This is a genomic window from Spirulina sp. LEGE 11439 (assembly GCF_059821285.1).
In genome coordinates, this window is sequence record NZ_JCAMRX010000066.1 from 554 (window position 1) to 15,452 (window position 14,899).

General features: G+C 41.3%; 13 protein-coding genes and 1 pseudogene. 6 read left to right on the plus strand and 8 right to left on the minus strand.

Annotation, left to right across the window (positions count from 1 at the left end):
* Window positions 1-213 (plus strand): annotated as a pseudogene (locus AC6RV6_RS26675) (Rpn family recombination-promoting nuclease/putative transposase); the annotation flags it as partial.
* A gap of 171 nt (window positions 214-384) precedes the next feature.
* On the opposite strand, the gene AC6RV6_RS26680 reads toward AC6RV6_RS26675, so the two are convergent.
* From AC6RV6_RS26680 to AC6RV6_RS26715, 8 genes are all read right to left on the minus strand, one after another.
* Entirely contained in the window at window positions 385-1,233 is an 849-nt protein-coding gene (locus AC6RV6_RS26680; protein ID WP_500243934.1) for an MBL fold metallo-hydrolase, read from the minus strand.
* A gap of 56 nt (window positions 1,234-1,289) precedes the next feature.
* Entirely contained in the window at window positions 1,290-2,129 is an 840-nt protein-coding gene (locus AC6RV6_RS26685) for a phytanoyl-CoA dioxygenase family protein (RefSeq protein ID WP_500243935.1), read from the minus strand.
* Between the two features lie 126 nt (window positions 2,130-2,255).
* Window positions 2,256-3,149, minus strand: a complete 894-nt coding sequence (locus AC6RV6_RS26690) for a phytanoyl-CoA dioxygenase family protein (protein WP_500243936.1) — start codon at window positions 3,147-3,149, stop codon at window positions 2,256-2,258.
* A gap of 292 nt (window positions 3,150-3,441) precedes the next feature.
* A complete protein-coding gene (locus AC6RV6_RS26695; RefSeq protein ID WP_500243937.1) occupies window positions 3,442-4,575 on the minus strand; it encodes a hypothetical protein in 1,134 nt (377 codons plus the stop codon).
* 31 nt (window positions 4,576-4,606) lie between these two features.
* Window positions 4,607-5,446, minus strand: a complete 840-nt coding sequence (locus AC6RV6_RS26700) for an SDR family oxidoreductase (protein ID WP_500243938.1) — start codon at window positions 5,444-5,446, stop codon at window positions 4,607-4,609.
* A gap of 32 nt (window positions 5,447-5,478) precedes the next feature.
* Window positions 5,479-6,138: a class I SAM-dependent DNA methyltransferase gene (locus AC6RV6_RS26705; RefSeq protein ID WP_500243939.1), complete on the minus strand. Its 660-nt coding sequence runs from the start codon at window positions 6,136-6,138 to the stop codon at window positions 5,479-5,481.
* A gap of 172 nt (window positions 6,139-6,310) precedes the next feature.
* Window positions 6,311-7,063: an iron-containing redox enzyme family protein gene (locus AC6RV6_RS26710; protein WP_500243940.1), complete on the minus strand. Its 753-nt coding sequence runs from the start codon at window positions 7,061-7,063 to the stop codon at window positions 6,311-6,313.
* A 308-nt stretch (window positions 7,064-7,371) separates the two neighbouring features.
* Window positions 7,372-9,903, minus strand: coding sequence for a glycogen/starch/alpha-glucan phosphorylase (locus AC6RV6_RS26715; RefSeq protein ID WP_500243941.1), 2,532 nt, complete (start codon window positions 9,901-9,903; stop codon window positions 7,372-7,374).
* Between the two features lie 329 nt (window positions 9,904-10,232).
* On the opposite strand from AC6RV6_RS26715, the gene AC6RV6_RS26720 reads away from it, so the two are divergent.
* The 5 genes from AC6RV6_RS26720 to uraH all read left to right on the plus strand — a co-directional run bounded on the left by AC6RV6_RS26720 (window position 10,233) and on the right by uraH (window position 14,890).
* Entirely contained in the window at window positions 10,233-11,225 is a 993-nt protein-coding gene (locus AC6RV6_RS26720; protein ID WP_500243942.1) for a M48 family metallopeptidase, read from the plus strand.
* Window positions 11,226-11,365: 140 nt separating this feature from the next.
* Window positions 11,366-12,658 carry a Sll1247 family protein gene (locus AC6RV6_RS26725; protein ID WP_500243943.1) on the plus strand — a complete coding sequence of 431 codons (1,293 nt, stop codon included), beginning with the start codon at window positions 11,366-11,368 and terminating at the stop codon, window positions 12,656-12,658.
* Window positions 12,659-12,770: 112 nt separating this feature from the next.
* Window positions 12,771-13,451, plus strand: coding sequence for an actin-binding WH2 domain-containing protein (locus AC6RV6_RS26730; protein WP_500243944.1), 681 nt, complete (start codon window positions 12,771-12,773; stop codon window positions 13,449-13,451).
* A 180-nt stretch (window positions 13,452-13,631) separates the two neighbouring features.
* Window positions 13,632-14,333, plus strand: a complete 702-nt coding sequence (locus tag AC6RV6_RS26735) for a hypothetical protein (RefSeq protein WP_500243945.1) — start codon at window positions 13,632-13,634, stop codon at window positions 14,331-14,333.
* A gap of 194 nt (window positions 14,334-14,527) precedes the next feature.
* The gene (gene uraH, locus AC6RV6_RS26740; protein WP_500243955.1) at window positions 14,528-14,890 is read left to right on the plus strand and encodes a hydroxyisourate hydrolase; all 363 of its coding nucleotides are present in this window, start codon (window positions 14,528-14,530) and stop codon (window positions 14,888-14,890) included.
* Window positions 14,891-14,899: the final 9 nt, after the last annotated feature.

Below are 14,899 nucleotides of genomic sequence, written 5' to 3' on the forward strand. Positions count from 1 at the left end.
GAAGGACGTGCAGAAGGACGTGCAGAAGGACGTGCAGAAGGACGTGCAGAAGGACGTGCAGAAGGACAAATCCTTACAAAATTGGAATTAGTTCCTTTTTTAGTTAGTTTGGGGGTCAGTCACGAAGAAATTGCACAAAGATTAGATTTGACACTAGAACAAGTCAAAAAAACAGCACGACAACAAACAAATTCAAGACAAGATAATGAATAAAATATGACCAATGGCTATGGTTATTCAGAGGAATTTAGAAGTATGGTTTCTTCTGCCCAACAATATCTAGCCGATGAAATCAATTTTGTACAATTTCGCGACCAAATTTTTCAAGGTTCAGACAACATTATCTGATTGAGAAATAATCGATCGCAAAAATAAACCTGCTGCCTACACAACAACTTTCCATGCTCCTGCATGCTGGACGATGCGGACTGGATGAGGTGAACTCCAATGCGTGCCGATCGCGAGAATGGGACGATTGCCAACGCAATCGAGGAACTCCCGTCGTGTTATCTCTGCCTGTTGCGGGGAAGTATCCGCAACGCACTCCCATTCCGGATGAGCGCATTGACAGGGATGGTGCATAATATCCCCTGTAATCAGGGCTTCTTGACCTCGAGAGGAAATCGCAACGCTACAATGACCCGGAGTATGGCCGGGGGTAGGAAAAAGTCGCAATTCTGGGGTAATTTGATAATCGCACTCCACTAAATCAACCAATCCTGCTGCAAAGACCGGGGCAACAGAATCACCAAACGTTTGCGTCCAAGACCCTTCCTTCTGATTCCGACAATATTCAAACTCGGTTCGTGCTATCAAATAGCGAGCATTGGGGAACGTTGGTATCCAAGTTCCATTAACTTTCATCGTATTCCAGCCCACATGATCGTAATGCAAATGAGTACAGACAACGATATCGACTGACTTGCGATCGAAACCAGATTGGGCAATATCTTCGAGAAAAGGTCCATCGAGTTGGTTAAACTCGGGGGTCGTGCGTTGCTTTTCGTTACCAACACAAGTATCGATGATAATTTTCTGCTCGTAGGATTCAACCAAAAGAGCTTGAACTCTAAATTTGAGCTTACCATTGGGATCGACAAAATGAGGCTGCAGCCAGTCGAAGTCGGGAGCTAAATTTTCCGGTGTTGCCTCGGGTAGCGTAAATGATGCGTCCACTGATAAATCAAGCTCAATGATGGGGGTAATGGCAACATCGCCAATTTTCCAAGTCATTGTTTTCCTTTTTGCTAATAATATTAATGCGATCGCAACCCCAGAATTTTCTCAGCCTACCGATAGAATATATTGCCCTGTTTATTATCCTCAGTTTCGGGGGGATGAAAATCTTGCCGTTCAAAAACTGAATCGTAATTTCCCTCCTTAATCAAAGAATCAGAGAGCTTAATCAATTTACGATAGCGATGATGCTCTTGGCCTTCCTTGATAAAAGGTTCGTTATCTACAGCATTGTAGCTACAGTGCATCAAATGTCGGGGGCGATCGGACTGATTACCATCAGAACCATGTAAGGTATTTGCATGGAAAAACACGACATCGCCGGGTTCCATTTCGCAATAAACGACAGTCAATTTTTCCAGAATTTTAGCCAAGCGATCGGGTTCGGGTCCTCCGGCACCTTTGCCATTCAAACCAATTCTTTTCAGCCGACCCAATAACTGCGAGTTCTTGACAATTTTTAAACAACCGTTTTCCCGGTTATTAGCACTAATAGCGATCGTACAAGTGATTAAATCAGGGAAAATACAACCATTTTCATACCAAGATGCGTAGTCTTGATGCCAATCTACCCCACCTTCACCGGGCTGTTTCGTGACTATTTTTGAATGCCAATGGTAGCATTCCTTGCCGATTAAAGACTTAGCCGCATCGACAATGCGAGCCATACGGGGAATCATTCCCAATAAAGTATGCTCTAATTTTGTCCAAATTGAAACTTGAAAATTCTCTCCATCTTTATTCGTACAAATGGTTCGCGAACCTCCTAAATCTGGAGATTCTTCCAGTGCGCTTTGTAGGGGCTGAATTTCTTCAGAATCAAAGAACTTGGGAGCGAGCAGAAACCCTTCTTCACGGTACTGCTTAATTTGCGCCTTGGATAATGGGCGCATTGTCCGGATTTCAGGATTAGGAGACAATCTATTCGATGCAAGCAAACTGGTATTTATCATAATCTGTCAAAACTCGATAACATTATTGAAACCAAACAATCCCATGCAAAAAATGCTTTGCAGGTTTTATTTCAAACCTTTTCTTTTAATAATCTGCTGATATCCCCTTTGCTTGCCTAAAAACTCGTGGTTCTCAAATACACCTTGATAGTTCCTGTCTAAAATCGTCGAGTCCGGAAGCTCGTGCAAAGGACGATAAATACGATGCTCTAAACCTTCTCGAACAAATGGTTCATTCCAAATCGCATTATGGTGACAGATTAAATTCGTCCGTGCTTTGTCAGTATGATTGCCTCTCGAAGCATGAATTGTATTGGCGTGAGTCCAGAGGGTATCCCCGGGTTCCATTTCACAAGAGACAATCTCTAACTTTTCCAATACTTTTTCCATTCTTTTGGGATCGCATTGCCAGCCTTCACCAAAATTTGCCGTATCTAGTCTGCCCATTAAATGCGATTTTTTAACCACCTCAACACAGCCATTTTCTTTGGTATTGGAGTCGATCGCAATAAAACAAGCTGACATATCTGGAAAGAGACATCCAGCAATATAAACTCCCCCAAAAAGTTGATGCCAGTCAAAACTCCCTTCATCATGCGGCCGTTTCTTAACTAGTTTAGAATGCCAGTGATAGCACTCTCCTCCCAATAATGTTTCTGCCGCATTCACAATTCTGGCTAAGCGAGGAATGACCCCTAATAAAGAATCTCCTAACTCAGTCCAATGAGCGATACGACTGAGATTACCTTGAGAATCTGCGAATTCTGTTTCTTGTCCGCCGATTTCCGGGTCTTCTTGACAAGCAGCATGGACAGCTTCAACTTCTTTCGGATCGAAGAAACCTCGGGCAATGAAGAATCCATCTTCGTGATATTGAGCAATTTCTTCTTGGGTTAGAGGATGCGTAGTCGGGATTCGCTTTTTTGTTGCGGTTAAGGTTCGCTCTTTTGTTGCAATCACAGGTGGAAGCCTCTCGTTATTGATTGACGATTATTTTTGGGGATTTCATCCATTAATCTATTATAATTATAGTCTAAATAGATTTAATTAAAATTGCAAAAAATTATGACGAATTAAATATTAATTCTCCTCTCGTTAGTCTTTGCTCAATCTCTTCTAATACGGCATTTTCCTCTATAATAGAGTCAGCAACAAAAGTCACGGAAAATCTAACATGGGGACTGGTATCATCCCACGGTACCGTAGATATTAGTTTGTTGCTACTGATTTCCTTCTAGTAACGCCTAATTATTTAAACCTGATGCTTGGCGGCAAATTCTGTATATTTGATCTTCAATTCCTTCGCTCTTTCTTCACATTCTTCGAGTTTCATAATTTTGCAGTTGTATCCGAGTACTTCATTCATAACGGCCATCTCTCTCTCGGTAAAATGAACGGTGCCATCGGGAGCGATTTTTTCAATTCCATTCCATTGTTGGCATTCTGAATTAATACGAATGGCTTCGGAGAGGGTCAAATCATCGGGCAGCTTGACAGTTGCCCCTCGCGCATTGACAATGGCTGGATACCCTCCGGGCAGTCCCGACGGACCGGGAACATGTATCCAATCTCCTCGATCCTGCGCCATTGCCAAGAGAGTTTTCGCCACTGAGGAAGCGGTAATGCGATGAGCCCCTTCAACGCCAACTTCTCGCCGAAATCGGGTAGAAACGAGGTGAAAAACTTGGGGAATATCCAAGCGATCGCTAACATCTGTTCCAGCTACGGTTGCTTTTAAATAAAAGGGTGCGTCTCCAGATTTGCCGAAGCGAGGAATGGAGTAAGTTAAATAATGTTCTGCAAGAAAAGTCACTCTAACTTTCTGCATGGGTTGTTCGAGAAAAAAGGCAATTGATTTTCTCAGGACGGGAATAATATTGGTAACATTGCCTACTCCCATTGTTGGACCTAAACCAACTTGCCCGAGAACTGGATTCACCCCATCAGGAAAAGCTGCATTGAGTACCTTAATCTCTAAACCCGTCAATTTGACGGCTTGCATCAGTTGATAGTTCAAGGTTAAAGGCATTGGCAACCACGGACCGTACTGAGCGCGATCGAGTTTGGCATAGGCTTGTTGGGGAAGTTTGGCGATTTCTCGCCACGATTGCATGGTCGAACAATTGAGAATAATGTCGGGTTTAATTTGGGCAATTGTTTCTGCAGTTTTGTGAATTTGACCGAGATCGATGAGGACGCAATCTATTTTGGGATAGCGTTCAAATTGCGATGCAGTAAATAGGGCTAAATTTGCCTTTTGTCGCAAAGTTTCTTCATTTCTACTCGCCAAGACTAAATTGCTTGTTTCGGGAAACTGCACGAGGGTATTGAGAATATATCCGGCGAGATTACCAACGCCAACAATCATAATTAAAGGCTTTTTCATAGGATTTTCTTGAATCGTTAAATGTTAATTTCTAAGCGTTAATTTGGTTTTGATTTTGGGAAGTCTTGGCATAAGGACTGTTGGGAAAGACTCGATGCCTACCTCCATCAACATTCAAAAGATGGCCGGTCATATAACTCAAGCGATCGGAAACCAAGCAGGTTACTAAAGCGGCAATTTCTTCAGGGGTTCCCATCCGTCCTATCGGGACGCTATCGATCAGTCTGTTTCTTGCAGCTTCGGAAGGAATTCCTTCGGCTTTGGCAATTTTGTCAGCGATCGCTAGGGTTGACTCCGTGGCAATGACCCCCGGACAGACGGTATGAATGAGGACGTTGCGCGTGGCTAAATTAGCGGCGATCGCGTGACTAAACGCGGCGACTCCGGCTCTTAAGGTGGAAGAAAGTAAAAAATCATCTCTCGGTTGTGCGATCGAAGTCGCTTCAATATTGACGATTCGACCCCAACCTTGTGTGCTCATATGAGGAATAACTCCTTTGGTCATTCGGATTACTCGCATCAACATCATTTGATAAGCAAATTCCCAATCTTCTTCTGTTAATTCCAACAGATTTCCGGCGGGAGGAGTCCCTGTATTATTAATAAGGATATCAATACCACCCAGTTGTTTTTGCGTGGTTTGCAGAATATTTTCTATATCCTGTTTTGAACTTAAATCAGCAACAATACCAATGACCTCAACTTTAGTTTCTTCCACTAACAGTTGACGCGTTTCTTCTAATCTACTCGTATGACGACTGCATAGGGCAATATTTGCACCTTCTCTTGCTAAAAAGAGGGCAATTGTTTTCCCGATACCTTTGCTGCTACCGCAAACTAATACTGTCCGATTTTTTAAGCCTAAATCCATGCAAAATCCCTCTGAGCAGTTATAGATAGATGCTAAAGAATTCGACAAACCCGCACTTGATAATACAAATTGGGTTCGACTTTGGGAAGGGGTTTATATTTATTGCTAATTTCTACCAATTCCCAGCGACCCGAGGCAATGAGTGCGGTTACTTTATCTTTAAAATCGCTACTTTCATAAAAATCTGTCTTGATGGTAAAAATAATATATCCTCCTGGTTTGGTAATGCGAATAAGTTCATCAAAAGAACGACTGGGAGCATGACCGAGGGCAAATGTTCTCGAACAAATGATAGCATCAAAATCGCCATCAGCAAAGTCTAATGTTTCGCCGAGGAGCATCTTTTTTAAATCGGTATAGACTTCTTTTTTTCGGGCTTCTTCTAGCATTCCCAAAGACAAATCGATCCCGACGAGATTGTGATAGCTGAGGCGATCGAGATGTTGTCCGATAATTCCCGTACCGACTCCCGCATCTAAAATACGAGCATCTTTAGGGATGTATTTGAGAATTTTATCGAGAAAAGGAAGATCTTCTTGCCGACGGCGACCAAAATTTTCGACTGAAATCTGTTCGTAACTTTGAGCAATGCGATCGTAGTATTCTTCTAATTGCTGATTATCTTCAGGGGTTGTTATACACTGTAGAAGTTCTTGTGCATTCATCTCTTTGAGATTTAGCTTTTCTGACACGATCGCAATTCTCCTAATTCATAGAGTAGATATGGGGGGGATTCGCTCAATCGAAGAGAGTGTTAGGTATATCTATAAAAGTTAGGAAAAATATTTATAATTCTTTTCCTTAGGAAAGTACAAAAGCGAAATAATAAGTTTATAGATACACCTGAAAGATTTCCTGAGTTCCTTAAGAAACCAATGTGTAATTTTTGAGTGTTTCAGAAGTGAGATCTGGTTTAAGAACATTCTGATGAATGAGTTTCCAGAAGTCATTCCAGAAGGAGATACCATGATTGAAAGTATTCATCATTGCCTTGATTTGGCAATCGTCAGAGCAGGAATTCATCCCCATTGTTATCGCCCTCCTAATATGCTCGGGTTCGACTTGGAAATGTTCTTGAAAATAGGGAGTATTCAGCAATTCTTCTCTCGTACATTGAGAGGGTTGCAAACACTCAAACACGTGGGAAATATTATGTTCGGCTAAAAGCTCAAAGCCGAGAAAAAAGCCAGCAATTTCATAATCATTCTTAGCATCGAGTAATTTTTGTCGTAAAGAATGAAGAACTTTTTCAAGCTCAATGGTTGGATAAACAAGGATTTCCTCTTTATCTAAACCTGCTTTAGTGAGTGCATTGAGGAGAAGAAACGAATGTACTCTATCAGGAACGCCATTGCCTAGTTCTTCGTTGACAGTCTGAGCCACATAACTCCGGCTGGCATAGTTTTGGATTAAAGGTAAGGCCAGACAGAGAAAATCTACAGCAAAAATACTAAAGTGATACCAATATGCTGCAACTCGCAGAACTGAAGTTCTTTCACGAACAATGTTTAATTCATGGAGAGGAGCACTGGCAAGCCAAGCATTTTGCAAGACAACTTGCTTTGTAAAGGCTTCCCATTTTTGCAGACTTTTATCTTCTCGAGTTTTGATGTACATTTGGTCTGGTATTCATGAAAATTGAATTTGCCGATTCAAACACAGATACTCTAAAAAGAGTTGTGCATCAGGATTTGTATGCTTGACAAGAAAAGTAATACTGACTAACAGAAATGAATTTGCCATGATATTATCATAAAAATCATAAGCAGAGGCAAGGGCAGGCTGAATGAGTATCTGGCATTAGACCTCTCCGGGAAACCTGATTTGGGTACGACAAAATAGGTATTTCAGCCTCATTTTTGCGAATTTTTAGAGAGGTCTATTGGAGTGCTTTTACTCTCCCTCATTGGGACTTCTTGGTATTTTTATACTAAAAGGCACTCACCATCGGGACACAAATCTTTTAGCTCAACAGGAACGGGTTGAACCTTCCAGATGTCCTGACAATACTCTCGGATAGAGCGATCGCTGGAAAATTTGCCCATCCGCGCAATATTCAAAATAACCATTCGCGTCCAATCATCTCGATCGCGATAGGCTTGACTAACACGATCTTGACAGTCAATATAAGATTGATAATCGGCAAAAAGAAGATAAGAATCGTCATAAAGCAATGAATCCACAAGCGGTTTAAATAAATCGGTCTCTCCATGAGAAAAGAAACCCGATTGAATCAATGCGATCGCTTCTCGTAAAGATTCATTCCCCTGATAATAATCCTTAGGGTTGTAACCTTTTGCTTTCAGTTCATAAACTTGCTCTGTTGTCAAGCCAAAAAGGAAGAAATTTTCTGCTCCGACTTCTTCGCGAATCTCCACATTCGCCCCATCTAAAGTGCCAATGGTTAAGGCACCATTGAGAGAAAATTTCATATTTCCCGTCCCCGATGCTTCTTTCCCTGCCGTAGAAATTTGTTCCGATAGATCTGCCGCCGGGTAAACGCGTTGGCTGTTGGTAACGTTATAATCGGGAAGAAAAACAACCTTGAGGCGATCGCGTACATCGGGATCGTTGTTCACCACCTCACCAACCGAATTAATCAGCTTAATCACTAACTTAGCAAGGAAGTAACCCGGTGCGGCTTTCCCGCCAAAAATAAACGTGCGAGGGACAATATCGAGATTCGGATCTCGTTTGATGCGATTGTAAAGCGTAATAATATGCAAGACATTCAGATGTTGGCGCTTATATTCGTGAATGCGCTTGGCTTGAATATCAAAGAGAGAATCAGGATTGATAGTAATCCCTTGAGTTTTTTGAATATATGCCGCCAAATCTTGCTTGATATCGTGCTTGATTTGTTGCCATTGCTGACAAAACTTCGCATCTTCTGCAAAAGTCTCCAGCTTTTTGAGATCTTCCAGATGTACGATCCAATTGTCGCCAATTTTGCTGTTAATCAGTTTAGTTAATCGAGGATTAATTAATACCATCCAACGACGAGGAGTGACACCATTCGTTTTATTGGTGAATTTCTCCGGCCATAACTCGTAAAAGTCTCGCAAGACATCTTTTTTTAGCAATTCTGTATGTAATGCTGCAACTCCATTAATTGCATGGCTGCCGACGCAGGCTAAATTTGCCATGCGAACGGATTTTTTGTTTCCTTCACCAATTAACGATAAGCGTTCTAATTTGCCATTATCCCCCGGATATTTAATCCGCACGCGATCTAAAAAACGCTGATTGATTTCATAAATAATTTCTAAATGTCGGGGTAATAAGCGTCCAAAAAGTGCCACCGACCATGTTTCTAAGGCTTCTGGTAAGAGGGTATGGTTAGTATAAGCGAAAGTCTTTTGCGTAATTTCCCAAGCGCGATCCCACTTGACATCATGTTCGTCTACCAATAAGCGCATCAGTTCGACCACTCCGATAGAAGGATGAGTATCATTGAGTTGGACGGCAAATTTTTCGTGGAAGCAATCTAAATGTTTGCCGACTAACAAATGAATGCGAATCATATCTTGTAAAGAACAAGAAACAAAGAAATATTGTTGCGTTAAACGCAATTCTTTGCCTTGAATTTGCTCGTCATTGGGATAGAGAACTTTGGTGACATTTTCCGAGACGATTTTTTCATCCACTGCACCGTAGTAATCTCCTACATTAAAGGCTTGGAAATCAAAAGATTCCGGAGCCTCTGCTTTCCAGAGACGCAAGGTATTTGCGGTACTGACGCGATACCCCAAAATCGGCGTATCGTAGGGAATACCTTTAATCACTTCATACGGAACCCAACGCACTCGATAATTGCCTTGACTATCAATGTAAGATTCCGTATGACCGCCGAGTTTAACGTTAACAGCTTCTTCCGGTCGGGCAATTTCCCACGGGTTTCCATAACGTAACCATTTATCGGTAATTTCCACCTGCCAACCGTCGTGAATTTCTTGGTCAAAGATACCAAATTCGTAGCGAATGCCGTACCCGATCGCGGGAATTTCCAAAGTAGAAAGAGAGTCCATATAACAAGCCGCTAAACGACCCAAACCCCCATTTCCCAATCCCGGTTCTTCTTCCTGTTCGATTAATTCTTGCAGATCCAGACCCGACTCGGCGATCGCTTGCTTCATCCGCGTATAAAGCCCCATGTTAATCAAATTATTGGCTAAATGGGGACCGACGAGGAATTCTGCTGAGAGATAACAAACAATCTTGACTTCTTCTTTGATGTAGGTTTGTACCGTGTTCAGCCATCGTTGCAGTAGGCGATCGCGCACGGTATAAGCCAAGGACATATAGTAATCGTTTTTTGTCGCCGTTCCCGGAAATTTGCCTTGAATGTAGAAGAGATTATCCGCGATCGCGCGTCGGAAGGTTTCGATACTCAACCCAGTGCGATCGTCTTCCACGATGATTTGGGGCTGTAGGTTAGAGGCAATCGGTTGATTCATGGGTCGGAATGGGGAGAATTATGAGGACGAACGGGATGAAGTTTCTATTTTCAAGAATAACCCAATAGTTTAAGTGGCTCTGCTACCTTGCTATCCATTCTCACCATTTCTTCGTTAGAGCCAAGAGTAATCGAGAAGCGATCGCGAATTCTGAAAATAGAAAAAAATGAGAATTAATAGATTCCTTGTCGCCGATATTTCTCGAAGAGGGTAGAGATTTGTAGAATTACAATTAGCGATCGCAGTCGCACCAATATTTCTAAATCGTTAATAATAGAAATATAGAGAATTAATTGTTCATTGATAATTGCTCATTGTTCATTGACATCATGCCCACTTATACCGGAATATCTAGCGAAGCCTTTAAACATCCTTTGGACTACCAAGCCGAAACTGCTCTCCGCAGCGTACCGGGATTCGATCTGCTGGCGAGTAACTTTGTTGAATATTTTCACGAGCGTCCTTGGCAGATTTCTCTACTCGGAAACAGTATTCAAGCCGGTCCGCGCCAATATTCTACTCTCTACGGCATTTTTCGCGAATGCGTTCGGGATTTGAGTTTAGCAAGAGAGCCAAAACTTTTCATCACCCAAAATCCCCAAGTTAATAGCTTTTCCTTGGGTCGAGACCATCCTTCGATGGTGGTACATTCGGGTTTATTGGATTTGCTCAACGAAGCCGAAACTCGCGCGGTTATCGCCCATGAACTCGGACATATTAAATGCGATCACAGTGTTCTGACCCAAATGGCAGTTTGGGCAATGCAGGCGACGCAATTCTTGGGAGATGTTACGTTTGGGTTGGGCAATCTTTTAAGCAGCGGCCTGATTGTTGCTTTTTATGAATGGCGGCGCAAAGCCGAATTATCTGCCGATCGCGCCGCATTATTGGTCATGGACGACTTGGAATTGGTCATGCGAACGATGATGAAAGTGGCTGGAGGGGTGCAAAAATACGCTCACGAGTGCAGTCTCGATGAGTTTATTCGCCAGTCGGAAGAATATCACGAACTCGATCGCGACGAACTTAACCAGATCTACAAATTTTTGATTTATAACGGCGGTCAGGGGGTTTTCTTTTCTCATCCCTTTCCTGTGGAGCGCCTGCACTATATCAAAGAATGGGAGCGATCGGAACAATATCGGCAAATTCGCCAAGGGAATTATAAAAATGTTACCCAAGAAGGCTCTGTTAATGTTTCAGCTACTGATTCGGGGAGCGAAGTCGAGACCTTACAACGTCAGATTCGAGACTTAGAAGAGAAAATTGCTCGCGTCAAAGGGCGATCGCAGTCAAGGAGAGGAGATCGGCAAACTCGGTAAAGGCGATCGCGATCGCGGAAAATACGGATAGCGATCGTGGCAAATTTCAGCATTTTGTCCCATAGTTACTCCTGTAGTCGGGGTCGCGATCGTCCAAATCGAAACAACAATTTTAAAGATACGGACGTAAAATACAGAATATGATTTATAAATTTTTCTTAGACACGGTTCGTTACTTTGCACCAAAGGACGCTTTACTCGAATTTAAGCGTTTATTCTTCGATTATCATTCGACCCCGAATAATATTGACGCATTTACCACTCTCTCTCGGATTTTGTCAGACAGCGATCGCGAAGAATTTATAAATACCTTAAAGCGCTGTTGTTATATTCTGATTAACAATTGGGAGACCCAACGTCAATGGCAGGATATTTGTGACTTAGTAGAAAGTTTTTCCGAAATTGATTTTACAGTTAGACCGACAGAGAAAAGAAACACTCGACGCTTAAAATACTGGTTGAGTTTTTTCATCGAAAGTCAAGACTATAAAGATCTTCAACTTTTTACTTCTCGATACGATCCAAGTTCCCAAAAAAAGCATTGGAGCGAACGATATACTTCTTATTTATTAGTGTCCCAGTATAGTAATACGAGTAATTCTCCCGAACAAAGAGAAGCCGCTAAAATTCTATGCCAACAATTAAAAGACCGCTTTAAGTTTGATTTAGCAATGTATACGGCGCGTTCGGAATTAGAACACCAACATCCGACTAAGGTTAATAACCCAACAGCATTGGGTGCTAATGTTTTACGATTAATCAAAAAAATTGTTGCCAAACGCGGTCAATTTGGTCATACCAATTTAGCCCATATTTTCCTCAAACAAATTCAAGGAGTGACGTATGGAGAATTCAAAGCCGCTTTACTTAATTATTTGATTTTTTCTGTTGATAAACAAACGATTATTGAAATTCTCAAAACTCATCTCAGTCGCAAACTAGAACAACTTTATTTTGATAAGGATGATGAGGTTATTAATGATGCTTTAATCTTGAGAACCTGCAATAAAATTTTTGGTTATTTAACTACAGAAAGAGAAAAACAGCCTTCAGAAACGTTTGTATTTTTGCTCTCTCAAGGTAATCCTTTAACGTTAGTCATGGTACTTTTAAAATTGGTATTAATCTGTCCCAATTCCCGGACTCATCTTGAAAATCGCATTGCCGATCTCGTTCGTTATTATCAACAGTTTCCCGACGAAGATAGTCGCTGGGTGGTTAATTTTTTTGAGATATTTAATATTACGTTTTCTATCTATGCCGATAATGACGTGCAATATAATCTTATTCGCGTGCGATCGAATAATTCAAATCATGCTGAAGAAGAAGAGAATCTTGATGGATATCGAATTTTCTCCCAACATAGAGAGCTATCTATCTCCACGATCGCGGAATCCGATCTCAATACGCTTGATAAATACATGTCTTCTTGATTTACAACCAGTCAATAATTTGTAAATTTTTGTAAACAAATAAAGTGAATTGTCGAAATTCCTTTTTTTTTCCATGAGGGGAACTAGCAATCTGCGTGTTTGGAGCGAACTGATGAACTATTTTGGCATAGTTATGGAATTTTTGCGCGATCGCATTGAATTCCTGCAACATGTCCGTAACGGGAAGCATTTAGAGAAATATATTCTTTCCTTTGCCTTGTGTAGCGCCCTTTTTTTCGCAATCTATGGCGCAATTATGGGGTCATTTAGCGGCAGTTTGCAAGCGATCGCCTCAGCCATCAAACTCCCCGCACTCTATCTCTTAACTCTATTAATTTGCCTTCCTGCCCTCTTTTTCTTTAACGTTGTTTCCGGATCGAAGCGAACATTTTTACAATATCTCTGCTTGCTTCTGGCCTCAATGTCCGCCATTAGCGTCATGTTATTCGGATTTGCCCCCATTGTCCTCTTTTTTCGCCTTTCCATCAACGATTATCTCTTTTTTACCCTCTTAAATATTGTCGTTTTAGCAGCTTCAAGTTTCATTGGCGTTCAGTTTTTTTACCGCAGTATGCACTTTATCAACGATCTGCGCGGAAAACAGAAACAACGCAGTATTTCTGCCGTTAAAGGATGGTTAATTCTGTACGGATTTGTAGGCAGTCAATTAGGATGGACTCTCAGGCCTTTTTTCGGCGTACCGGGAGGAACATTTGAGATTTTTCGTCCCGTTGAGAGTAACTTTTATGCGGCTCTCATGCAAATATTTGGGAGAATCTTAGGATTCAATTAAATACCGAGCCAAAAAATTCAAGATTTGGATCTCCGGGGAAATCTTTCGAGATTTTTCGCAATCTTGAAAGTAACTTTTGTGCCCATCTCATTCATATTATCAGCCAGTTTTTTACGATAAAATAAAATTTGGGCGGGCATTGTCCGCCCTGTACTATTGGCAATCTATTTCTCAAAAATAATGAAAGAATTTCAAGAACTCGGCATTACAACCCAAGAACTAGAAGAGATTCTGCATATTGATGCGATCGCAAATATTGCCATTGACTTTCATCGAGGAGTGATGCAAAAAAAAGGGAAATATTTATTCTCAACTCTGATGACAGAATTAGGATTGATGGCGATCGCGATCGTTCTCATCTTACCCACAACGGCAATTGTGTTACAGGGATCGGGATCTGGCGATCGCGATATTCTTCCACCTTTATTTACTCTCTCATTTTCCTTCATTGGCTTGATTTTATGCGGATTTAATGTATATTTTTGGCAAAAAGCCAAACAATTCAAATCCTTAACCCATCTCCTCAGCGAAATCGAAAAATATAATCGCGTCGTTCATTCCGTTACCTTTGTCGATCGCTTAAATTTTCTACAATCTTCCCAGTCTCAACCCACAGAAAGTCGTTTAGAAACTTTTAATCTGTTGCAAACTATTCGTCATAGTTTAATCGCTGCATTAAAAGTCGAACGGTTAATGCGAGAACAAACGCAGTGGATCGCCAACCGCTACGAACTTCTCGCAACCTTAGAAAGCGATCTCGATATTTTAATGGAATTTACAGCCAGACAGGATGAGAAGGATAATAGCCAGCTTTTTAACGAAGCACTGCAAATTGGCTTGAACGTTCATCAAGAAATCCAGAAATTTCAGCGCGATCGATAAAAGTGCTGAAGCTGCCAGCGAGTCAAAATCAAGGAAAATATTTTCAGCAAACTAATGGACAATAAGCGATCGAGCAGTATACCAGTGCTACAATTAATTTAGTATTGAAGGGAATTCAAGTCTAAAATTTTATTACTTTCTTGTTAAGATTATATTGAACAGTCTTTAACTTAAACTCTATCTCCTAACTTTAAATTATGGGAAAACTCACTACTCATGTTCTCGATACTGCTCATGGTTGTCCGGCTGCGGACATGTCGATCGCATTATGGCAGATCGATCCTGATTCTAATCAAAAGACTTTATTAAAACAAATTAAAACTAACTCAGATGGACGCACAGAAAACCCTTTGTTAGTTGATACAGAATTCAAGGCTGGTATTTATGAGTTGGTTTTTGAAGTTGCAGTATATTTCAAAAATAAAGGCGTAGAAATTCCCGATCCACCATTTTTAAATTGCATTCCTATTCGTTTTGGAATTAGCGATCGCAACACTCATTATCACGTTCCTCTATTAACTTCACCTTGGTCGTATAGCACTTATCGAGGCAGCTAAAAACTCTTT

Excerpts from the sequence above, each read along its gene's own strand:
- AC6RV6_RS26680 (WP_500243934.1), bottom strand. The coding sequence starts at position 1,233 with ATGACTTGGAAAATTGGCGATGTTGCCATTACCCCCATCATTGAGCTT.
- AC6RV6_RS26685 (WP_500243935.1), bottom strand. The coding sequence starts at position 2,129 with ATGCGCCCATTATCCAAGGCGCAAATTAAGCAGTACCGTGAAGAAGGG.
- AC6RV6_RS26695 (WP_500243937.1), bottom strand. The coding sequence starts at position 4,575 with ATGAAAAAGCCTTTAATTATGATTGTTGGCGTTGGTAATCTCGCCGGA.
- AC6RV6_RS26700 (WP_500243938.1), bottom strand. The coding sequence starts at position 5,446 with ATGGATTTAGGCTTAAAAAATCGGACAGTATTAGTTTGCGGTAGCAGC.
- AC6RV6_RS26710 (WP_500243940.1), bottom strand. The coding sequence starts at position 7,063 with ATGTACATCAAAACTCGAGAAGATAAAAGTCTGCAAAAATGGGAAGCC.
- AC6RV6_RS26715 (WP_500243941.1), bottom strand. The coding sequence starts at position 9,903 with ATGAATCAACCGATTGCCTCTAACCTACAGCCCCAAATCATCGTGGAA.
- AC6RV6_RS26720 (WP_500243942.1), top strand. The coding sequence starts at position 10,233 with ATGCCCACTTATACCGGAATATCTAGCGAAGCCTTTAAACATCCTTTG.
- AC6RV6_RS26725 (WP_500243943.1), top strand. The coding sequence starts at position 11,366 with ATGATTTATAAATTTTTCTTAGACACGGTTCGTTACTTTGCACCAAAG.
- AC6RV6_RS26730 (WP_500243944.1), top strand. The coding sequence starts at position 12,771 with ATGAACTATTTTGGCATAGTTATGGAATTTTTGCGCGATCGCATTGAA.
- AC6RV6_RS26735 (WP_500243945.1), top strand. The coding sequence starts at position 13,632 with ATGAAAGAATTTCAAGAACTCGGCATTACAACCCAAGAACTAGAAGAG.